We start from the raw sequence: 20327 nt of genomic DNA, 5'->3' as shown, positions 1-20327 counted from the left end.
TTGATCGTGTTCCGCGATAATTCCGTTGCCCGCGCAACAGACCGGCGGCTGCGTTCCTCAACCAATACCCATCGTCGGATCTTCGACAGGCTTTCCATCAGTAACACCTGCTCTTTCCTCCGCACTTTTGCGCGGATGTTAGCGAAAACAGGTGGGTCAATTTTACTCGCTCATAACCCTCCCAAGTGGGCCAATTTTGCACGCCGGTTCACATTGGGTGCATCATCTTCGTCGCCAGGGTGTGCCCAAGGGCGCATGACCCCGGGAAATGAGTGATCTCCACGTCACACGCACCCTTTGTCCTGCCGTGCTCAGATCACGGGTCGTGCCAGTGGCACCGACAGAACCAGCGCCACCAGTTCCGCCTGCCTTTGCACACCGGTCTTGGCGAAGATGTTTCGCAGATGAAATGCGACGGTCGTGCCGGAGATCGCCAACCGGTCCGCAATCTGGTTGCGGCGCAATCCTTCGGCTAGCAAACAAGCGACTTGGGCTTCCATCGGGGTCAGGTCGAACAGCTGGCCAAGGGTCGCATTATCCAGAGGAGGCTGGCCATCCGCGCCGCTCAGGATCAGCATGGCGACTGCCTCGTCATGGTGCGCGCGCGCCGGCAGCGACATCCCGACAATCATGAGATGACACCCGGCATCCAGGCGCAAGCCCGTTGGCGCCATTCCTTCATCGGAAATCAACGCGGCGATCAGTGCGGACAGTTTCCGGCCATCCTCGCCGCTGGTGGTGATGCGCCCGCTCAGCAAGATGCCGGCCTCGCCGGACAGGCGCCGAGCGAGAGGATTGGCATGGACTACGCCGCCATTGGCGTCGAGCAGCACCACTCCGATGGCCAGACGATCCAGTGCGGTCAGGCCGGACCGGTCTCCGGGCATTGCGCGCAACCGCTGCATCCGGTTCAGACGCGATTCAACGGTTGCACGCAGCAGGTCGTAATCAATGGGTTTGGTCAGATAGTCGTCGGCCCCGGCGATGCGCCCTTCGATGACCTGCTGGCGTGAGGACAGGGCGGTCAGGAAGATGAAGGGCACGTCGTCGAGATCAGGCCGGCTCTGACGCAAATGGGACATGAAGCCTCTTCCGTCCATGCCGGGCATCAGGATATCGCACAGGATCAGATCGGGGCGCCGGCTTTCCAGAAAGGTCAATGCCTCGCGCGCATCTGCGACAGCGGTCACGGCATAGCCGGCCTCGTGCAGTTCGAACGCGATGTCGTCGCGCAGCGACGGTTCATCCTCGACACACAGGATCAGTGGTGCGGTCATGCAGAGGCCTCCCTCGGCAAGTAAAGCGCAGCTGTCAGGCCTCCTCCGGCGCGTGGCGTCAGACTCACCTCGCCCCCCTGCATCCGGGCGAGATGGCGTGCAAGTGTCAGCCCCAGCCCGGAACCGGGCAGGGTTTCGTGCCCACTGCCACGGCGGAACCTGTCAAAGGCACGCGCGATCTCTTCAGGCGACATGCCCCTCCCCCGGTCCTTGACCCGACAGACGATGTGAGTCCGTGTTTGCGAAACCCCGACATCGACGCGGCTATCTGGCGGGGAATACAAAAGCGCATTGCAGAGCAGGTTGGACAGGATTTCGCCAGTCAGCGCCGGATCGCAGAGCGCGACCATCGGCGCCGCCTGGGCCTGCTGCCGGATGCGGGAGGGGTCGCGATCCTGCGCCGTTACCACCAGGTCGTCAATGACCGAGGTCACCAGATCACGCAGGTCATGAGCACTCAGGTGGGGAAGAACCGCATCACGTTCCAGCCGTGACATCATCAGCGCAGTATCCGTCAGCTTCACAAGCCGGGCAACCGCCTCGCGCGAGACGGCCGCCTTTTCCGAGATCAGTTCTGGCGGAACCGGGTCGGTGCCGCGCCGCGTCAGGCGGTGCATGGCGCTGTCGATCACAGCCAGCGGCGTGCGGAGTTGATGGGCAATCAGATCGGCGAACCGACGGTGGTTCTCGGAGGTTTCGCGTTCGCGTTCCAGATCGCCGGCCAGCTTTTCAGCCCGCAGGCGATCCAGCCGCCCCTTCATCAATCGCCTCTCGCGATCTATCAGGATTGTCGCCAGTCCCATCCCTGCTACCGCAGCCCCCAGGATCGATGCCAGCGCAAGCCGGTGCAGATGCCCCAGACGGTCCAGCCGCGCAGCCTGAATCTGCCATTCGTGGGACATCACCAGACTGGCCTTGCCCCGCAGGGCCGCGACCAGCGCCGTAACATATGCCCGCAGTGCGACCGGATCGGCCCCTTGCGCGGGGTCAAGCGCCAGAAGCCCGCTGCGCCAGCCTGCAAGCGTTTCGGAAATCCCCGCATCTTCGAGAAAGCGGCGTTGCGGCCCGCCTTCCAGCAGCGTCAGCCGGGAAAGCAGCACGTCAAAGCGAGTCTGAACCTGTTGCGGTGCAGCCTCGTCCGAAAGCGCCAGCGCAAGGTTCAATGCCTCGATCTGCGTCTGGCCAAAAACCCAGATCATGTTTTCGGTGGCGTCGATCCGCATCTGACGTTCCAGTTGGACAAGCTGCCACGCAGCCAGCCCCGAAAGGCCCAGACAAATCAGCACCAGACCGCCCAGCCCCAGATATCGTATCCACTCTCGCGGGCCGGTCATTGCACATGCAGTGCGACAAGCTGCCAGACCCATCGCATGTCATACCGGATATCGGCCAGAATGCCGTGATCGTCGCGCGGATAGACGATCCAGACCGGACCCTTGTCACGCGGGCTCAGGGGTACGCCGTCCATGTAAAGTGCGGCCAGAACATCGAAACGGTGGAAATCCGCGACCGGGATGTCGATGACATAATCGTTCAACGCCGTGGCGCGCACATGACTTCCCTCGGCCCCGGCGCGGGTAAGGATGTCGCGCATCAGCACGCCGCGAAACTCTGGCCGATTATCGGTGACGCTGGTCGATGTGGCAAACTCATGCCAGTCCATCGCTTCGAAATCTGCGCGTGTCAGTTCCACCCTGCCATCCGTAACGGCCCCGGTCAGGGTCAGCAGAACGCTCTCGGCGGCCACCGGCACGGCGGGGAGCACAAGCGCCGCGATCAGCGCGATTCGAGTAATGCGATGCCGCAAGTTCATCACCATAGCCTAACGTGAAAACTCAGTTCTGGTGCGACTTTAGCATAAGAAACTGCATGTTCCCCGTTCAAACGAACGGGGCAGCCGATCCTGGAGAATGCTACCCTTGGGATCAAGCAGCAAGAGGAACCACTCTTGACCATTCTTTCGACCGTGCAAAAGACGAGTGTACCCGTTCTGGCCTGTCTGCTGGCGCTGCCGGCGCTGGCCGACGAGCCGGGCGGGCTGGTTACCGGCAGTTTCGGCGATCAGCCGCTGGAACTGACCGTTGCCCCCGAGCTGTCCGGCGCGACGATTATCGGCAACTACGCCGATGCCTCTTTCCTTGCTGCACAGATGGAGGGCGATCAGGGGCCGGTCAATCTGGGTCTGACGATCAACGGCGAACTGCCCACGCCCGGTGAGATAGCGCTTACTATCACCTTCGCCCGCGATATGGGTCGGAACTGGAGTGGAGATCAGGACAGCTTGACGCTGGCGCTGGACGAAATCGCGCCGGGCGACGGGATCGTTGCCTTGCGGGGCACGCTCACCGGGCAGGTTAGCGGCGGCCCCGCATCCGAAACCCGGCCCGTCACTTTCAGCTTCGACGCCCGGCTTGGAGAGCTTGACTGAGATGACTGGAGCCACCCTTGCCCGAATTGCAGCCCTGCTGATCGCTACGGCAACGCCAGCATTGGCCAATGAGCCGCCCAACCCGATCTGCCGCGCCGACGTCCACCGCGCGGGCAATTTCGACCTGCGCCAGATCGGTCCGTTAATTGCGGGAAGGTGGACCGAAACCGCTATTGGAGCGAGTGTGGCAATCGGCGTTCAGAAGAGCACATTCGAGATCATCTATGATCAGAATCGCAACCGATTATATCTGGGTACGGACGGCATTCAGACCGAACTGGTGCCGGTTCGAGGTGGTAACAAGCCGCTGCGCTATGATTTTGTGCATGGCAAGGCGATGGACCCGCAGTTTCATATGATGGTCCCGGAGCCCTTCGAATGGGCTCTGGTCCAGGATTGTCAGATCGCTTCGGCCCCGCAATTCGAATGGCAGTTCGGCACCGGCGCACGGCGCTCGGACGGGATCATCAGTTTTTTCTCGGCCAATGAGGCGATGGGAACGAAACGCAATTCCGCGCGGGGCGTCCGCGAGCAGCTGATAAGCCGGTAGGATAGGCGATGAAGCTGTTTCCCTCACTTATCCTGTCCTTCGGCATCGCGGCCCCGGTCGGCGCGTTGGAGGCCATTGGCGAGATCAGGGCAAGCCTGAACGATGAAGAACTGAATTGGCAGGTGCTGCGTGAGGATGACGGCTCGGCGATGGTACAGATCACCGATATCGGCCCGCTGACCATGATCGACCTGCATGCGCTCGGTGACGGCGGCGTTTCTATCGGCGTGATCTTTCATGATAAGCCCTCGGGCGATACGCTGCCCGCCGGTCTGACCATCGACATGCGACCGGATCGCGGGACGATGGCAGGCGCGGTCCGGGAAAGCGAGGAAGAGCCGCCGCGGATGCAGATCGACCTTCTGGAGCTTGAGGGCGAAGGCCGGATTCGGACCGATTTTTCGGCGGTTCTGTGCCGCCGGGATACCCCTGACGATTGTCGAAATGTCGAGGGGCGGATCGATACCTCGCTGGGTGCTACGTCATGACACTCGCCGGGTTCCTGGCCGACCCGCTGCGTGTGACGCAAGACTCCGACATCGTGCTGGAGATCGAAAACCGTCCGATCCGGCGGGCGGCGATTGCCGTAGTGATGATGCTGGTGGCGATCGCGTCGGGCCTCGCGGCCATCACCGACGGCGCTACCGGCACGGGGATCATCCTGCTGGCCATGGTGGGCCTGATCGGATGGCTCTACCTGCACGAGGCAGTGCAACTGACACAATTGCGCCTGGATCGGGATGCGGGGTTTGCCCGGCTGCGCGTGACCACCTTGCGCGGGCGACATGAAGAGACATGCGCACTCTCGGACCTGCACAGGCTGGAAAGCGTCGCGCATTATGGAACGGCTGCGGGAAACGATGAGACCCGGCTGGTCCTGGTATGCGGATCGGGACCGGAGCGGCGTGAGATCGTCGTGCCCATGTTCCGGCCGGACCCTGACGAGGTGGCGCATCTGACCGGCCTCATCAATGGGTGGCTATCTCGCCGCGAACAGAGAGCCCCGTCATGAGCATCGAAACGAATACGCCCGATCTTCTGGAACTGGAGCTGGGGATACCGCGCTTCATCCTGTGGTTTGTCATGCTGCCTGTCCTGCCGGTCACGCTGATCGGGCTGGCCAATCTGATCGGGGGCGAGTTCCTGACCGCACTGGTGCTGCTGATTGGGCTGAATGGGGCCTTCGTCGCGGGATACATCGCCCTGTCCGAGCGCACACGGCTGAGGCTGGACGCCGGATCGGGGCTGGTCAGCATCACCCGGACATCGCGCCTCGGCATGCGCCAGTGGGACTATCCGCTGGAAGTGCTCGACAGTGCCGAACTGGACCGCAGCCATACCTCGCAAGAGAGCCGCACGACATCGAAGGTGATGCTGGTCTTTCGCAACACACGCCCGGCGACACGGGTCGCGCTGTCGCGCTGGGGCGTATCGGGCGACGGGCCTGGGCAGATCGCCAATCGCATCAATGCCTGGCTGAGGCACCATTCCGGGGACGAGACGAGCGCCCCCACCCATCGCCTCTCAAGCTGATCTACACCCGAAAGGAAACCGGAACCGTGTGGGATTTCAATATCGGACAAGCACTCAGACTGATGATGCGGACGCTGCCTTTCGTACTCTTGCGGGCAGCGGTCTATTTCGGGATCACGCTGGCCTATATCCTTGCGACCGGCACCGGCGTCGGGATCGGTTGGGGTGTCGGTGCCTTCGGGGACGACGATTTTCGCGCGGCCTCGATGGCCTGGGGCGGCATCGCGGGCTTCGGGCTGACCGGCGCGGTGATGTATTGGCTGCGCGAATATATCCTTTACATCGTCAAGGCGGGCCACGTTGCGGTGCTGGTTGAACTGATCGACGGCAAAGCCTTGCCGCAGGGGCGCGGCCAGATCACCCATGCCACGACCGTGGTGAAGGAACGGTTCGGTCAGGCGTCATTGCTCTTTGGGCTGGACCAGCTGGTCAAGGGCGTGATCCGTGCCGTCACAGGGCTGGTGCGTGGCATCCTGTCCATCCTGCCGATTCCCTATGTCCGGCAGTTGATGGGCGTCGTGCAGGCCTTTCTTCGCATGGCGGTGGGTTTCATCGACGAGGTGATCCTCGCCCATGCGATCCGCACCCGTTCGACGGATGCCTGGGGATCGGCGCAGGAAGCGCTGGTGCTCTACGGTCAGAACTGGAAGGTGATGCTGCGCAACGCCGCCTGGCTGACGTTGATTACCTATGGTCTGGCCTTGCTGGTCTTCCTCGTGATGCTTGTCCCGGCGGCGGCGCTGGTCCATGCGGTGCCCGGCGCCTGGTCGGCGGGCGGTTTCGTCTTTGCACTGCTGCTTGCCTGGAGCGTCAAGGCCGCCTTCCTGGAACCCTTCGCCGTCGCCTGCCTGATGCAAGTCTATTTCAGGACGACGGACGGTCAGCGACCCGACCCGGAATGGGAGGCGCGGCTGGATCGGATGTCCTCGCATTTCCGCAAGTTGAAAGAGCGCGCGGGCGCCCGCTTCGGAACCACGCACAATGGAGAAGCCGTATGAAATCTCTCGTAACTGCCGGGCTTGCCGCCCTGACGTTCTCCCTCGCGGCGCCGACGCTCGCCCAGGAGCGCCCGAACACGATCCTCGTGCTGGATGCATCGGGGTCGATGTGGGGCCAGATCGACGGAGTGAACAAGATCACCATCGCCCGCGAGGTGGTGGCCGATATTCTGTCGGATTTCCCCGCCGACCAGAACCTCGGTTTCGTTACCTATGGACATCGCGAACGTGGACAATGCACGGATATCGAGACGGTTGTCGCACCGGTGCCGGGCACCGCCAATGAGATCACCCGCATCGTCCATGAACTGAACCCGCGTGGAATGACCCCGATGACCGATGCCGTCATCGCCGCCGGCCAGGCGCTGCGCCATACCGAACAGGCGGCGACGGTAATCCTGGTTTCCGACGGGATCGAGACCTGCAACCCCGATCCCTGCGCCGCCGCGCGCGCGCTGGAGGCGGCTGGCGTGGATTTCACCGCCCATGTGATCGGCTTCGATGTCCGCGGCGAGGCCGAGGCGCTGATGCAGATGCAGTGTATCGCCGAAGAGACCGGCGGTAGATTTCTGACCGCCGACAATGCCCGGGAACTGACTGAAGCCCTGCGCGAAGTCACCGCCGCGCCGGCCTCGGGAATCTTCACCTTCTCCGCCAGTCTCGGCGGCGCAGAGATCGGCGACGCTCCCGTCTGGGACCGACTGTCAACGGCGCCGGACCTCCCCCTTCTGGCTGGCGAGGTGATTTGGGAAATCTCGGACACTGGGTTCAACATGGTGCGGACGGGCACCGCGAATCCCTTGACCGCGGATTTGCCGTTCGGCGACTATATCGTGACGGTCCATTCGATGGCGCAGGACGACCTTTCGCAGACCGAAATCCGTCTGGCGTCGGACAGCGCGCGCAATGTCCATGCGATCTTTCCGCACCTCGTGCCCACCGCGCAGGTATTCGCTCCGGCGCAGGCCGTCGTTGGGTCCGCGTTCAGCGTGACTTGGGAAGGCGAGGACCTCCATCCGCGTGACTATGTCACCATCGTTCCCGCCGTGGCCGAGGACGGGGCCTATGGCGATTATGACCGGCTCGAGGATCAAGCCGAGGGTCATTTGCGCGCGCCGACCGAGCCGGGCCTCTACGAGGTCCGCCTGCAACGCGACTCCGGCGATCGGGTTCTCGCCCGCACCTCCATCGAGGTGCTCGATGCCGAGGTCACCGTATCTGCCCCGGAGCAGGTCGTCGTCGGCTCAGCCTTCCCCGTCACCTGGCAGGCCGAGGGGCTCCACCCGCGCGATTACATCACAATCGTTCCGCTTGGAGCTGAGGACGGTGCCTATACCGACTACGACCGGATCGGGGATAATCGTGACGGTGAATTGCGTGCGCCAGCCGAACCCGGACTTTACGAGGTGCGCCTGCAACTCGACAGGGGCGGTCGCGTGCTGGCGAGGGCGCCGGTCGAGGTGAGCGAAGGAGAAGTATCGATCGGTGGGCCCGACAGGGTGCGTGCAGAGGCCGACGTCGCCATATCCTGGACCGGGGCCATCCATCCGCGCGACTACATCTCCATCGTTCCAATCGGCACGCCCGACGGCGAACAAAGCGGCTATCGCCGTGTCGGCATCGCCGAACGCACCACGTTCACCGCCCCGACGGAGCCAGGGGCTTATGAGATCCGCTACCATCTGGAGCGTGGCGACCGGGTCATGGCGCGCCGGCCGATCGAAGTGCTGGCGGCGGATGCGCCGATGGACAACGGTGCGGGACTGGTGGTGCCCGCCACTGCGAAGCCGGGCGAAATCATCACGGTTTCCTGGACGGTCGAAGCCGATGATACTGACCAGCGCGTGGCGTTGGCTCGGGCTGACGCGCCCGATTTTACCTGGATTTCCGCCCATCGGGTGGGCGACGAAAACAAAGCGGAATTCAAGCTTCCGATCGAGCCGGGCCAATACGAGGTGCGTTTCCTCGACCTTCAGAGTCGGAACGTTCTCGGACGCGCAATTATCACGATCGTAGAATGACATAGCACAGCGTCAGAAGAACGGGAGACCCTGTGACCATGCTTGGATCGGCCATTGCAGCATTCAGCTTTCTGGCTCTTGCCGCACCTGTCGTGGTTGCAGCACCAGGGGGAGCGACATCGGGGCGATTGCAGGAGAAGAGATTGAATTGTCGGTCTGGGCGGCGCAATCCGATTTCAGTGCTTCACACTTTTCTATCTCGCTCGCGGCCACAAGCCTCTGCTTTTGGGCGCTGGAATACGTATCGGCCGCAGCGACTGACCCGGCGCCGCAAGACAGGGGCAAGAAGGACGCTGCGCCGCCCGGTCAGGCCATCACCCGAGTCCGATGTGGTCATGCAGAAAAGACAGGGGATTCATGACGCTTCTCGCAATGTCGTTTCAAACCGGCCCTCGACGGTCCTGCAATCATTTGTGTCGGCTTCGGTGAAGAAGCTGTCTTTTCGACAAAGCGTTGCGGCAAAACTGCCCTTGGCGGACGCCGGGTCGTTCAGCGAGAGATCGTCCAGCGCGACTTCGGCCGTGCCGCCTTCTTCACTCTGAAAGAACGGCGCGTTCATACCCTCGGGCCACCAGCTTATGGAGGGTGTCATCGGAGCGGGCAAGCCGCCTGCATCCATCAGCATGAACTCGATAGTCAGAATGCCCTGCATGATGCTGGCCGCCTCAGGATCATGGGCCTGGATCGACACCGACATCATCGGACCGATGGGTCGGACCTCTGCGGTGGAGGTGCCTTCGGACGGCACGTCAAGTGTTTGCCCGGCATAGGCTTCGCCGCCGATTGTTGCGGTCATCGTGCCCATGGGAACGGTCTCCTGGGCCAGTGCCGCCTGTCCAAAAAGTGGCAAGAGCAGCATGAGAAAGGCGGTTGCGTGGGCGTTTTGTCGGATCATGGGAACAGTCCTTCTTGCTATGTCGGGAAATGCCATCCGTCATGTTCGATGCGGAAAATGCGTATGGGGGAGCCGGGTTGGCTTGGGTCGGGGCGCAGACGAAAAATCGCGGTGTGGCTTTGGCCAAAGTTGGTGATGTCGACATGAATGGTGATCATGCCGCGAAACATCGGCTGTTCGGGGGCGGGCACGGGGTCGGCGATCCGCCCGTCGAAATCCTGCGCGCCCGTCAACGGGTCTGCCCCCGGTGGAGCGGTTTTCAGAGTGACCGCAATCTCTGCAAAAAAGTATTTCGCGGCCTGATCCGGGTCGAGCGGATGCGATCCGTCACGTCCGGCCTGATCCGCCGCCGCGTAAAGCGCACGGATCAGGTTCCGCGCCTCCGTGACAGGATCGGCATCCTGCACAGGGGTTGCGTTATCCGGGATCAGATAGCGTGCCGCGACCCAGCCCGCGCGGGACAGATCGGCCGCGCGCATCAGACACCAGCGCGATGGCAAGGCCGCAACTTCGGCGTCGGTCAGCCCTGCCGCAATATCCATGGTCAGCAACGGCACGCAGGTTACCTCGATCAAGCCCCTTTCGTCATGGGCGAGGGTGCCGACGATCCTGTATTCGGTTCCCGGCCCCATGCGGGCATTCAAGGTATCACCGGGGGTCACACCGCTGACCCGCCAGGCATCCGGACCATACCCGTCGATTTCCGAACCTGCTACCTGCGGCACAAGGGCCAATGCCATGACCATGACGCATGTTTTCACCGTGGCGACCATGCTCACCTCATTTTCCAGACGTTCAACTCGCCCCCCATTTGCGAGACATTAGTCACCCGGTGCCCTATCGTCCCCGTCTGAATGGACGGGACGAGTGGAAAAAGTTTGGAGATCAGGCGGCTCTGGATAGCCAGCTCCCCCCAAACTTTCTCCACTCCCTCGATGCGACTGCTCCGGGTCAGCCGGGCTGAAAACTGGCGATAGTGATCATGTTCCATTGCGTATGTTGAGGCCGGAGTTGTTCAGCAGCCTGTTAATCGTGTCGGAACTTTTCCACGCCCAGGTTTCTATCCGAAGTCATGTCTCCGGATATGAAAACCCCAATATTTTTAAATGTATATGGTAATTTGTGCAAAGCGAATTATTCAAAAAGGCGGCTGGGCAATGGCTGCGATCCTCAAGATGGCCCTTCCCGTGGCTGCCTTCCCGGTGACCGCTATTCCCATGTCCGGTGGCGCGGCCCTGCCGACCCCGGAATGCGGCGCTGGTGTCTGCACCTATGCAGACAGCACCCGCAACGTCTTTCCCGGGCAGATGCGCCAGATAACCGATCTTTTCAGGGATGCGTGTCCTTCATCGAAGATATCGGAGACTGGGACGTCTCGAGCGTGACCTTGAATTGTCCACTTCGAACGATGTGATTACCTGGTTTTCCGAAGACTTGCCTCGTTCGGTTTCTGCTGTCTGATTTCGGCCGCGATGGTTGGCTTGCCGCCGTATCCGCCCGGACGGCGCCTGTAGCCAACCTGCGCAGCAATCCCTGCCAAGGATGTCAGACACACCCGGTTCCCCGAAATGGTCTCCCCCTGGTCGCGTAATCCGTCGTTGCCTTTTATATGTCGGGCTCTTCAGTGACCTTACGGCATCATGGTTCAGCGAGAGCCATGCGCTTCGAACCATTTATAGAGGCGACCCGGCGGCATTCGCCGTTCGTGATAAGATGATTCATGTGCGCCAGCGCCTCTGTGAATGCAAAGCTCAATTCGTGCGGTGCTGCGGGCACTGCTGAACTGTTCTTTGATGAGGTTCGGGTTCCGGTATCGAACCTGATAGGAGACGAGAACAAGGGTTTCGGATACCTGATGACGCAGCTCGCTCAGGAACGGCTCACTGTCGCGATCAGCGCCATTGGCTGGGCTTAAGGTGTTCTGTCCGATACCGTGCGATACACGCGGGAAAGGAATGTGTTCGGCAATCCCTTGATGGATTTCCAGAATACCCAGTTCAAGCTGGCCGAATGTCAGGCTGAAATCATGATCGGCGAAGCTTATGTCGACCGTTGCAACTCTGAATTGCTAGACGGCCAGCTGATGGACGCGCGAGCCGCAGCCGCCAAGATGTGGCTTAGCGAAATGCAAGCACGTGTTGTCGACACGTGTCTGCACTTTTTTGATGGTTACGGTTACATGTCCGAATATCCAGTGGCGAGAGCCTTTACAGATGCGCGCGCTCAAAGAATCTATGGCGGAGCAAATGAAATCATGCGGGTGATTATCGCCCGAAGCCTGTAAGCGGTGATGTCATGTGTGATGTATAACGGATCGCATGTGTTGTCAGACGGTCTCGGTTAGGTCAGGGGAGATTCCCTTTGTTCCGCGCAAAGACCACACCACTCGGCAAGAGCGTCGATGCGGTTGAGATCGAAAATCTGTCGACTGGAGTGGCTGCGTTCGTGATCGAAATGGTTGAAAACCGAAGCATGGGGGGCGGCAAATGCCGGCAAACTTCGCTGGTGTCGAATGAGGTGCGCCTCAGGGCGCTGGCTCAACCGACATGCGTGCCTTGCGCTTCGGCACGACCCAGTGGGATGTGCTGAATTTCAGGCCGGCTATACGGGGAGCCGGCCAGGCGAGCTGATTGGCTATGATCCAAAGGCCTCAGCCGAGATCAGCCACGACAAACTCTGCGGCAGGCCCGACCGCTCGGATTTCGTGACGGCCTGGTAAGAGAAAACCGGAATGAACGACTGCCGGCGCCCTTCACCCACGAGAGCTACGAGAGGATGTTTCGGAGAGACAAGCCGTTCCGGGCTAACATCGGCACCCGGTTCTCCAGGAAAATTTGGACCTTTATAAATCCACCATCGGCGCGGGTTTTTCGTTTCCGGATGCCGCGCGTCCGGCTTCATTGATTTCTTAGTCACTGAAACTGAACGTGTTTTTTATTTTTGCGCAGGCGTATGCTGTCGTGCGTCAGAGGAAATCTCGCAAGCGGCTGAAATTATTTATGGAGTTCTTACCCAGATTCGGACGCCATTGATTTGCGCATTCATCCGATTTCCATAAATCACCTCGTCCGATGTCCGCATGAGCCAGTCCGGTCTGTCGGTTTTTATCGGCGGTTTCGATATGCGCCCGATAGCGCATAGGCCATTGCCCTTTCCCTCAGTCCCTTCGGGCGATCCAGCCCCATTCGGGCCAGTATCCCGGCGGGCGGTTTGGATATGAGGCCCGCGCAGATCAGTTTTGCCAGGGCGATCCTGTTCTTCCCGGCATCTGACAGGATGCCGAGCGCCGGAAGGATCGCGCGCTCGATCTGGTCGAAGTCGCTGCCGAAGGGAAATTCCGGCAGGTCGAAGGGGCGCAGCCAGTTCTTCAGGGCCTCGGGCGTATTGCGTCGTTCCGTTTCGCTCAGTTCGAAGGCGGGGTCGATTTTTCCACAGGCCTTCGCCTTGTCCAGCAACGCGTCCTGAAAGCGGCTGTCGGTGATGCGGAGCATCCGCTCGATCGCGACTTCGTCGCGCTGGCCGCGAAGGTCGGCGATGCCGTATTCGGTCACGACGATATCGCGGTAGGCGCGGGGAACGCTTTCGTGCGGGTGTTCCCACAGAATGTTCGAGACGGTCCTGCCGCCGCTGCGGCGGGTGGCGGGCAACGTCAGAATCGCGCGGCCATCGTCCAGCGCAAAAGCCTGTTCGACAAAGTTGAACTGGCCGCCGATGCCGCTGACCTCCTGTGCGTCGGGGGTGATGTCACTGACGATTCCGCCCAGAAGCGTGGCCTTCATGGCGGAGTTCACGAAGCGCGCGTGACGCCGTGCCGCGCGTTTGGCGGGCTCGTCTCCGTAAAGCTGGTTGGTGAAGGAGACGGGCATCATGTGGATGCGGTCACGATCCTTCCGGGGCAGGGCGCGGAGACGGGCGTAGAAATCGCGGCAATCGACGAAGAACCCGGCATGGATCGCCGCCCCGTCTACGTCTCGCCGGACGATCCCGGCCTCGAACAGGCGGAGGATGCCATCGACCAGCATTTCGGTCACGCAGTAGAGGCCTTTGTCGAAGGGGGTGTCTTCCGTGTAGCTGTCCCGCGTGAAGGGGCAGGCGGCGTGGAGGGCGGCGGTTTTTCCGGCCTGCCGCAGCATCAATGCATAGGCCACGGCATCGCCGATGGCGCCGATGCCTATTTGCAGCGTGCCCCCGTCCGGCACCGTCCGGGCGACATGCAGGCCGATTGCGTGTTCGGCGGCGCCGACCGGGCGTTTGACGACTGAGAAAAGGTCGAAATCCCGCCCGGTATCGAGGCATAGCTGAACCTCGTCCCGTGTCAGGGTCGCCTCGGGGTTGTCCATCGCGGGCAGGTTGCGATTGACCTCGCCCGCCATCACGAAGTCCTGCCGACCTGCGCGCCGGTCGCGCAACAGGTCGGCGGAGATGTCGGTGTTGCAGGACAGGCTGAACCCGCCGTCGTCGAGGGGGGCCAGCAGTTGCATCAGCACATTGGGCCGCCATGCCGTGAGAACGTCGTAGGCGTGGGTGTAATTGGCCGGGATATAGTGGCGCTGTGCCTGGGGCACGCCGATCCATCGCCCGGCCAGCATGAAGAACTCGGACAGCTCGATATTGGCGGGCAGATCGCCCGCGCGGATCATGCGGGCATAGTCGAGTTCAGGATAAACCCCGAAGAGCCGGTCGGCGGCGGGTTCGAGGAAGCGGCGCGCCATGTCTTGGGACATATCGGGCCGTTCCAGTGTCAGGGCGGTCAGGATCGACAGGCGGGTATCGGGCCGCTCGGCCACGGCACGGGTCAGTGCGTTCACCAGCGTGACCGGCTTGCCGAGGCCGAGCGGCAGCGCCAACCGGATGTCGCCGCCGGTGCGCTCGATGATGTCGGCGGCGATGGCTTCGGCTGTGGCGGTCTCAGCCAAGGTCGGCCCAGCCGGGATCGGGGGCGAAGCGCGGGCCGTGGCGATCTTCCAGCCGATGCAGGGTGTCGGGTATGTCGCGGCGGATTCGGGCATAGTGCAGCGGCCCGCCGCGGAAGGGCGGCCAGCCAGTGCCGAAGATCATCGCCGCGTCCACCGTGTCGGCCTCCGGCGCGACGCCCTTGCGCAGGCATTCCACCGCAGCGTTGCACATCGGCAGGATCAGCCGGTCGATCACGGCCTGATCGGCATCGTCCTCCGGTGTTCTGGGCGGGTCTTCGCTGTTGTAGTCATAAAGGCCCTTGCCCGCCTTCCTGCCGGTATGGCCCTCATTGACCTTGTCGCGCAGCCAGTCCGGCGTTTCGGCCACCGGCACGTCCAGCCCGTCCCGCAGCGACCGGGCGACTTCGAGGCAGATATCCAGCCCGACCTGATCGGCCAGCGTCAGCGGACCCATGGGCATGCCGAAAGAGAGCGCCGCGCGGTCGAGGCTTTCGCGCGTGTGCCCTTCGTTGAGCATCACCATGGCCTCCATCAGGTAGGGGGCGAGGATGCGATTGATCAGGAAGCCGGGATAGTCGGCGACCCGTGCCGGCAGCCGGTCGATCCCGGTGGTGAAGGCGGCCAGCCGGTCCAGCGTGTCCTGTGCGGCCATGTCGTGCGAGACGACCTCGACCAGCGGCATGCGGCTGACGGGATTGAAGAAATGCAGCCCGGCGAAGCGGGCGGGATCGGGGGTGGCATCGACCAGATCCGACAGGCGCAGGCTCGAGGTGTTGGTGGCGAGAATCGCGCCCGGCTTCATCGCGTCGGTGAGTTCGGCGTAGATTTTTTCCTTGAGGTCGGATTTCTCGGGGACGGCCTCGATCACCAGGTCGGCATGGGCGCGGCCCAGACGATCCGGGTCGGGTATCAGCCGGTCCAGTGCGTCTCGCGTCTCGATCCCGTTCAGATGTTTCGCGTTGCAGATATCTGCCGCGCGGCGGATCGTATCGCCCAGCGGTTCGAGCTCGGTGTCCTCGATGGTCACGCGCTTGCCCTGCATGGCGGACCAGGCGGCAATTTCGGAGCCCATTGCCCCGGCGCCGATAACGTGAACATGGGCGATCCCGTCCTTGCCCTTCCCGGCGGCCTTCAGCCGTTGGCGCAGGTAAAAGACGCGGATCAGGTTCTGTGTGGTGGTGCTGTCGAGCAGCTCCGCGAAAGAGGCGATCTCGGCCTGCTGCATCTCTGTCGCGTCGCCGCCGTGATCTTCCCAGAGGTCGATGAGCGCGAAGGGGGCGGGGTAATGGGCGCGGGGGGCCTTCTTTTCGCTTTCCGAGCGCATGCGGGTCGCGGCGAGGCTGCGGGCGGCACGGGTGCGCAGGGCGCTGGCGCGAAAGCCGCCGTTCCCGTGTTCGAGGCTGCCCCCGGCGGCGGCCCGGATGGCGGCGACGACGTGGCGTTCGGGCACCAGCGCGTCGAGAATGCCGAGCTTTTTCGCCTTGCGGTCATGGGCGCTGCGCCCGTTCAGCATCAGTTGCATGGCTTCGACCGGGTCGATCAGGCGGGTCAGGCGGAAGGTGCCGCCAAGGCCGGGGTGCAGGCCAAGGTTGATCTCGGGAAAGCCCAGTTTCACCCCGTCGATCCCGATGCGATGGTCACAGGCGAGCGCCAGTTCGAAGCCGCCGCCAAGCGTTGCGCCATGCACCACGGCAACGGTCGGAAAGGGCAGGGCGGCGAGTTTGTCGAGTACGGCGTGGCCCTGTTGGAGCAAGGTCACCGCCTCTTCGCCGCGCAAGTTGGCAAAGCCGTCGATATCGGCCCCGGCCGCGAAGCCGCCTTGCTTGGCCGAGCGGATGACAAGCACTTCGGGGCGCGCATGCGCCGCGTCGTCCAGAAGGGTGTCGAGTTCGCGCAGAACCTCCTCGGAGATCACGTTCGTCGTGGTCTCCGCGCAGTCGAGCCAAAGCGTGTGCGCCTCGCCGTCCTCGCGCCGCCAGTGCCGCGTCTCGGGGGCTTTGGGGGCTTCGGTTGCGTCATCGGGGGTGATCTGGTCGAGTATGTCTGTCATGCGGCCTCCAGTAACATTGCGCCACCTTGCCCGCCGCCGATGCACTCGGTGGCGATTCCGCGCCGGACGCCGCGGGCCTTCATGGCGTTGGCGAGGTGCAGGACGATGCGGTTGCCGCTTGTCCCGACCGGATGGCCAAGGCTGATTGCGCCGCCGTCGACATTCAGCCTGCCACGGTCGATGCGCCCGAAGGCGCTGTCATATCCCAGCACGTCGCGGCAGAAGTCGTCGTCCTGCCAGGCGGCGAGGCAGGCGAGAACCTGGACGGCGAACGCCTCGTTGATTTCCCAGAGGTCGATATCATCGCAGTCCAGCCCGTGGCGCTGCGCCAGCGGCGTGGCTGCCGTTACCGGGGCCAGCCCCATGATCGCGGGGTCCAGCGCCGACCATTCGCTGTCGACAAGCCGGGCGATGGGGGTCAGCCCATGGGCCTCGATGGCGGTTTCCGAGGCGAGGATCACCCAGGAGGCCCCGTCGGTGATCTGGCTGGCATTGCCCGGTGTCACCTTTCCCCAGGGTTTTTCAAACGCCGGGTCGAGCTTTGCCAGCTTTTCGATCGAACTGTTGGGGCGCACGCCGTCGTCGTGGCGGTGCGTGCTGCCATCGCGCCCGAAGGCGGGCAGAACCTCGCCGTCCAGCCGGCCTTGCTCTTGCGCGGCGGCCAGACGTTTGTGGCTTTCCACCGCGTAAGCGTCGGCGGTGGCACGCTCGATGCCGAAGCGGTGCGCCAGCACCTCGGCGGTCTGGCCCATGTTGAGCGATGTGATCGGATCGGTCAGGCCGCGTTCAAGGCCGATGACGGGCGAGAAGAAATCGGGCCGGACATCGGTGAAGGCCTTTGCCTTGTCGAGCGGTCCTTGCGCGCGGTTCATCTCGCCGAACCATTCGGTGGCCTCGCGGTTGTAGACGAGCGGCGCGTGGCTCAGCGCCTCGGTGCCACCGGCGAGGACAATCTCGTGGCTGCCCTCGCGGATGTAGCGAAATGCGGTGTCGATGCTCTGCATGCCCGAGCCGCAATTGATCTGTACGGTGAAGGCCACCTGATCCTCGCCCAGGCCAAGCCGCAGCGCGGCGACCCGCGCGGGGTTCATCTCGTCCTGGATGACGTTGACGCAGCCGAGGATGACGAGATCGAAGGCGCTTGCGTCGAACGGCTGGCGCATCAGCAGGGGGCGGCCACATTGCACCGCCAGATCGACGGGTGTGAAGGGGCCGGGGCGACCTCGGGCCTTCAGGAACGGTGTCCGGGCGCCATCAATCAGATAGACGGGTCTGCTCATTCTGCGACCTCCTTCCAGGCTTTTGTCCGGCGCATCCGGGGGAAAAGCCGGTTCAGTTCATCGGGTGAGAAATCGTCCACCGCGACAACCCGCTGTACGGCTGTCTCGACCTGCTTCAACTGTTCGAATTCCGCGTCCGACAGGATACCGGCCTCCAGCGCGTCTTCCGGCGTTTTCCCGGTGTCGCGCAGGCGTTTGGCGACCGGCTCGGCCTCGAGCACCAGCCGGTAGGCGGTGTCCAGCAGGCCCAGCCCACTGTCGGGCCGGGGCGGGTGCAGGCCCTGCACCAGTCGGTCGCGGCTGTCCGAAGAGTCGTAGATCAGCCTTGCCGTGGACTCGGTCACCTTGTCGGAGGGGCCGCGCGGATGCGCGCCGGGGCGCAGCAGGGGCCGCAGCAGCCAGCCGACCCATTTCGCGGGCATGTTGGCGATTGTTTCGTCCAGAGCGCGGCCAATACGGGCAAAGCCGGTTTCGGCGGCGTGATGCACCAGCGGGAGATCGGCCTCGTTGCGGCCCTCGTCTTCCCAGCGTTTCAGAACGGCGGCGATCAGGTACATTTCCGAAAGCGCATCGCCGAGCCGGGCCGAGATCATCTCCTTGCGCTTGAGCGCTCCGCCAAGGGTGAGGAAGGCCATGTCGGCGGTGATGGCGAAGGCGGCGGACCAGCGGGAGAGGCGCCGGTAGAGCGGCGCCACCTGGCCTGCGTCCGGGGGCGCGGCGCCGCGCCCTGTCCAGGCCGACCAGCCGGCACGGGCGGCGGTGCGCAGGGAATGGCGGACATGCGCCCGGAAATGTTTGTCGAAGGCGTCGAGCGACTTGCTTTCATCCGGCTCGTCCAGCGCTTGCATTTCGTCCAGCAGGTGCGGATGCGCGCGGATCGCGCCCTGTCCGAAGATGATCAGGTTGCGGGTGACGATATTCGCGCCCTCCACGGTGATCCCGATGGGGACCGACCGGTAGATCGGCTGCAGGTAGTTCAACGGCCCGTCGATCACCGCCTTGCCCGAATGCACGTCCATCGCGTCGTTGACGGTGTCGCGCATGCGGTCGGTGGCGTGGTATTTCATGATCGCCGAGATCACGGCCAGCTTGTGCCCCTCGTCCAGCGCGGCAGTGGTCAGGCGGCGGCCCGCATCGAGCGTATAGGCATTCGCCGCGATCCGCGCCATCGGCTCCTGCACCCCGCCGAACAGGCCGATCGGCAGGCCGAACTGCTTGCGGATGCGCGCATAGGCGCCGGTGGTGTGGGCGGCCAGCGCGGTGGAGGCCGCGGAGAGCGACGGCAGCGAGATGCCGCGGCCAGCGGCGAGCGCGCTCATCAGCATCATCCAGCCACGGCCCGCGTAATCGGGACCGCCGATGATGTGATCGAGCGGGATGAACACGTCATGGCCGGTGGTGGGGCCGTTCATGAACATCGTGCCGGAGGGCAGGTGCCTGCGGCCGATTTCGACACCGGGCAGATCGGTCGGGACGAGGGCGCAGGTGATCCCGATATCCTCGGTCTCGCCCAGAAGCCCCTCGGGGTCGCGCAGTTTGAAGGCGAGCCCCAGCACCGTGCAGACCGGCGCGAGGGTGATATAGCGCTTGGCCCAGCTGAGGCGGATGCCCAGGACCTGCTTGCCGTTCCAGTCGCCCTTGCAGATCACGCCTTCGTCGTTCATCGCCGAAGCGTCCGAGCCTGCGTCTTCGCTGGTGAGGCCAAAGGCGGGCAACTCGTCGCCGGCGGCCAGCCGGGGCAGCCAGTCCTCTTTCTGCCGGTCGGTGCCGAACTGGAGGATGAGTTCGCCGGGGCCGAGCGAATTGGGCACCATCACGGTGACCGCGGCGACGACGGAATGGCTGGCGATGTAGCGCACCACTTCGGAATGGGCATAAGCCGAAAAGCCGAGGCCGCCGTGAGCCTTTGGAATGATCATGCCGAAAAAGCCCCTGCGACGCAGGAAATCCCAGGCCTCGGGGGGCAGGTCGCCGGTACGGCGGTCGATTTGCCAGGGGTCGACCATCTCGCAGAATTCGCGGCAGGGCCCGGCGATGAAGGCCTGTTCTTCGCGGGTGAGCCGCGGGGGTTTCATCGCCCGCAATTTCGACCAGTCTGGACGCCCCGAGAAAAGCTCTGCCTCGAAATGGACATCGCCGGAGTTGATGGCTTCGGCTTCGGTCTCGGACAGGCTGGGCAGGGCGCGTCTTGCCCAACTGTGGATGGGCCTGGTGAGGTAGGTCTTTCGGAATGACATCTGCGCTCCTTTCAAGGGAAACGCCGACGGGGGCGTGTTGGTTCCATGGATGGCCTCCGGGTGCCGGATCGGGGGAACTTTTTACCGCGCGCCACGTTCTTCCGGCATGAAGGTGCAAAAGAACGGACGGGTTGCCCGCTTC

19 protein-coding genes and 1 pseudogene are annotated in these 20327 nt (G+C 63.2%); 10 read left to right on the top strand and 10 right to left on the bottom strand.

The genetic code is table 11. From position 1 onward, the window contains the following. Positions 1–311 precede the first annotated feature (311 nt). The 3 genes from BUB53_RS20405 to BUB53_RS20395 are packed head-to-tail and all read right to left on the bottom strand — an operon-like array spanning position 312 to position 3090. Positions 312–1277: a response regulator gene (locus BUB53_RS20405; RefSeq protein WP_073037635.1), complete on the bottom strand. Its 966-nt coding sequence runs from the start codon at positions 1275–1277 to the stop codon at positions 312–314. Continuing rightward, positions 1274–2611: a sensor histidine kinase gene (locus BUB53_RS20400; RefSeq protein ID WP_073037633.1), complete on the bottom strand. Its 1338-nt coding sequence runs from the start codon at positions 2609–2611 to the stop codon at positions 1274–1276. The genes BUB53_RS20405 and BUB53_RS20400 overlap by 4 nt, the downstream gene beginning before the upstream one ends. Then, complete coding sequence (locus tag BUB53_RS20395; RefSeq protein WP_084729382.1) at positions 2608–3090, bottom strand: putative pterin-binding protein; 483 nt, start codon at positions 3088–3090, stop codon at positions 2608–2610. The genes BUB53_RS20400 and BUB53_RS20395 overlap by 4 nt, the downstream gene beginning before the upstream one ends. A 135-nt stretch (positions 3091–3225) precedes the next feature. Here BUB53_RS20395 and BUB53_RS20390 point away from each other — a divergent pair, with 135 nt between their 5' ends. Genes BUB53_RS20390 through BUB53_RS20360 form a run of 7 tightly spaced genes read left to right on the top strand, consistent with a single transcriptional unit; the run spans position 3226 to position 8807 of the window. Continuing rightward, positions 3226–3705, top strand: coding sequence for a hypothetical protein (locus BUB53_RS20390; RefSeq protein WP_073037631.1), 480 nt, complete (start codon positions 3226–3228; stop codon positions 3703–3705). Position 3706: 1 nt separating this feature from the next. Then, positions 3707–4255, top strand: coding sequence for a hypothetical protein (locus BUB53_RS20385; protein ID WP_073037628.1), 549 nt, complete (start codon positions 3707–3709; stop codon positions 4253–4255). An 8-nt stretch (positions 4256–4263) separates the two neighbouring features. Beyond that, complete coding sequence (locus BUB53_RS20380; RefSeq protein WP_073037626.1) at positions 4264–4743, top strand: hypothetical protein; 480 nt, start codon at positions 4264–4266, stop codon at positions 4741–4743. After that, positions 4740–5267, top strand: coding sequence for a hypothetical protein (locus tag BUB53_RS20375; RefSeq protein ID WP_073037623.1), 528 nt, complete (start codon positions 4740–4742; stop codon positions 5265–5267). The genes BUB53_RS20380 and BUB53_RS20375 overlap by 4 nt, the downstream gene beginning before the upstream one ends. Continuing rightward, positions 5264–5788: a TMEM70/TMEM186/TMEM223 family protein gene (locus BUB53_RS20370; RefSeq protein ID WP_073037621.1), complete on the top strand. Its 525-nt coding sequence runs from the start codon at positions 5264–5266 to the stop codon at positions 5786–5788. The genes BUB53_RS20375 and BUB53_RS20370 overlap by 4 nt, the downstream gene beginning before the upstream one ends. Positions 5789–5814: 26 nt before the next feature. Next, positions 5815–6786 (top strand): hypothetical protein, encoded by a 972-nt coding sequence (locus BUB53_RS20365; RefSeq protein ID WP_073037619.1) that lies wholly within the window; start codon positions 5815–5817, stop codon positions 6784–6786. Beyond that, entirely contained in the window at positions 6783–8807 is a 2025-nt protein-coding gene (locus BUB53_RS20360; RefSeq protein ID WP_073037616.1) for a VWA domain-containing protein, read from the top strand. The genes BUB53_RS20365 and BUB53_RS20360 overlap by 4 nt, the downstream gene beginning before the upstream one ends. A gap of 355 nt (positions 8808–9162) precedes the next feature. On the opposite strand, the gene BUB53_RS20355 is transcribed toward BUB53_RS20360, so the two are convergent. Both BUB53_RS20355 and BUB53_RS20350 read right to left on the bottom strand, forming a co-directional pair. Beyond that, positions 9163–9702 (bottom strand): hypothetical protein, encoded by a 540-nt coding sequence (locus BUB53_RS20355; protein ID WP_073037614.1) that lies wholly within the window; start codon positions 9700–9702, stop codon positions 9163–9165. 17 nt (positions 9703–9719) lie between these two features. Then, positions 9720–10481 carry an SH3 domain-containing protein gene (locus BUB53_RS20350; protein ID WP_143163295.1) on the bottom strand — a complete coding sequence of 254 codons (762 nt, stop codon included), beginning with the start codon at positions 10479–10481 and terminating at the stop codon, positions 9720–9722. Positions 10482–10859: 378 nt separating this feature from the next. Here BUB53_RS20350 and BUB53_RS20340 point away from each other — a divergent pair, with 378 nt between their 5' ends. Then, positions 10860–11087: a hypothetical protein gene (locus BUB53_RS20340; protein ID WP_159437882.1), complete on the top strand. Its 228-nt coding sequence runs from the start codon at positions 10860–10862 to the stop codon at positions 11085–11087. Positions 11088–11164: 77 nt separating this feature from the next. Here BUB53_RS20340 and BUB53_RS23265 read toward each other — a convergent pair. After that, positions 11165–11308 (bottom strand): annotated as a pseudogene (locus BUB53_RS23265) (IS3 family transposase); the annotation flags it as partial. 114 nt (positions 11309–11422) lie between these two features. On the opposite strand from BUB53_RS23265, the gene BUB53_RS20330 reads away from it, so the two are divergent. Next, positions 11423–11617: a hypothetical protein gene (locus tag BUB53_RS20330; RefSeq protein WP_073037605.1), complete on the top strand. Its 195-nt coding sequence runs from the start codon at positions 11423–11425 to the stop codon at positions 11615–11617. Between the two features lie 6 nt (positions 11618–11623). Continuing rightward, positions 11624–11986, top strand: coding sequence for an acyl-CoA dehydrogenase family protein (locus tag BUB53_RS20325; protein ID WP_084729372.1), 363 nt, complete (start codon positions 11624–11626; stop codon positions 11984–11986). An 820-nt stretch (positions 11987–12806) separates the two neighbouring features. Here the strand turns inward: BUB53_RS20325 and BUB53_RS20315 are convergent. The 4 genes from BUB53_RS20315 to BUB53_RS20300 are packed head-to-tail and all read right to left on the bottom strand — an operon-like array spanning position 12807 to position 20185. Beyond that, positions 12807–14618 carry an acetyl-CoA hydrolase/transferase C-terminal domain-containing protein gene (locus BUB53_RS20315; protein WP_073037648.1) on the bottom strand — a complete coding sequence of 604 codons (1812 nt, stop codon included), beginning with the start codon at positions 14616–14618 and terminating at the stop codon, positions 12807–12809. Then, positions 14611–16668, bottom strand: a complete 2058-nt coding sequence (locus BUB53_RS20310) for a 3-hydroxyacyl-CoA dehydrogenase NAD-binding domain-containing protein (RefSeq protein ID WP_073037599.1) — start codon at positions 16666–16668, stop codon at positions 14611–14613. The genes BUB53_RS20315 and BUB53_RS20310 overlap by 8 nt, the downstream gene beginning before the upstream one ends. Beyond that, positions 16665–17948: an acetyl-CoA C-acetyltransferase gene (locus BUB53_RS20305; RefSeq protein WP_073037597.1), complete on the bottom strand. Its 1284-nt coding sequence runs from the start codon at positions 17946–17948 to the stop codon at positions 16665–16667. The genes BUB53_RS20310 and BUB53_RS20305 overlap by 4 nt, the downstream gene beginning before the upstream one ends. Beyond that, entirely contained in the window at positions 17945–20185 is a 2241-nt protein-coding gene (locus BUB53_RS20300) for an acyl-CoA dehydrogenase (protein ID WP_073037596.1), read from the bottom strand. The genes BUB53_RS20305 and BUB53_RS20300 overlap by 4 nt, the downstream gene beginning before the upstream one ends. Positions 20186–20327 lie beyond the last annotated feature (142 nt).

This window comes from Roseovarius pacificus (assembly GCF_900142665.1).
Taxonomy (GTDB): Bacteria; Pseudomonadota; Alphaproteobacteria; order Rhodobacterales; family Rhodobacteraceae; genus Roseovarius; species Roseovarius pacificus.
Note: the sequence above shows the minus strand (reverse complement) of the source record. Positions and strands in the feature narration are given on the sequence as shown.

What these genes read in the sequence shown, in the direction of transcription:
- BUB53_RS20405 (WP_073037635.1), bottom strand. Translation starts at nt 1,277, where the DNA reads ATGACCGCACCACTGATCCTGTGTGTCGAGGATGAACCGTCGCTGCGC.
- BUB53_RS20400 (WP_073037633.1), bottom strand. Translation starts at nt 2,611, where the DNA reads ATGACCGGCCCGCGAGAGTGGATACGATATCTGGGGCTGGGCGGTCTG.
- BUB53_RS20395 (WP_084729382.1), bottom strand. Translation starts at nt 3,090, where the DNA reads ATGAACTTGCGGCATCGCATTACTCGAATCGCGCTGATCGCGGCGCTT.
- BUB53_RS20385 (WP_073037628.1), top strand. Translation starts at nt 3,707, where the DNA reads ATGACTGGAGCCACCCTTGCCCGAATTGCAGCCCTGCTGATCGCTACG.
- BUB53_RS20380 (WP_073037626.1), top strand. Translation starts at nt 4,264, where the DNA reads ATGAAGCTGTTTCCCTCACTTATCCTGTCCTTCGGCATCGCGGCCCCG.
- BUB53_RS20375 (WP_073037623.1), top strand. Translation starts at nt 4,740, where the DNA reads ATGACACTCGCCGGGTTCCTGGCCGACCCGCTGCGTGTGACGCAAGAC.
- BUB53_RS20370 (WP_073037621.1), top strand. Translation starts at nt 5,264, where the DNA reads ATGAGCATCGAAACGAATACGCCCGATCTTCTGGAACTGGAGCTGGGG.
- BUB53_RS20360 (WP_073037616.1), top strand. Translation starts at nt 6,783, where the DNA reads ATGAAATCTCTCGTAACTGCCGGGCTTGCCGCCCTGACGTTCTCCCTC.
- BUB53_RS20355 (WP_073037614.1), bottom strand. Translation starts at nt 9,702, where the DNA reads ATGATCCGACAAAACGCCCACGCAACCGCCTTTCTCATGCTGCTCTTG.
- BUB53_RS20340 (WP_159437882.1), top strand. Translation starts at nt 10,860, where the DNA reads ATGGCTGCGATCCTCAAGATGGCCCTTCCCGTGGCTGCCTTCCCGGTG.
- BUB53_RS20330 (WP_073037605.1), top strand. Translation starts at nt 11,423, where the DNA reads ATGTGCGCCAGCGCCTCTGTGAATGCAAAGCTCAATTCGTGCGGTGCT.
- BUB53_RS20310 (WP_073037599.1), bottom strand. Translation starts at nt 16,668, where the DNA reads ATGACAGACATACTCGACCAGATCACCCCCGATGACGCAACCGAAGCC.
- BUB53_RS20305 (WP_073037597.1), bottom strand. Translation starts at nt 17,948, where the DNA reads ATGAGCAGACCCGTCTATCTGATTGATGGCGCCCGGACACCGTTCCTG.
- BUB53_RS20300 (WP_073037596.1), bottom strand. Translation starts at nt 20,185, where the DNA reads ATGTCATTCCGAAAGACCTACCTCACCAGGCCCATCCACAGTTGGGCA.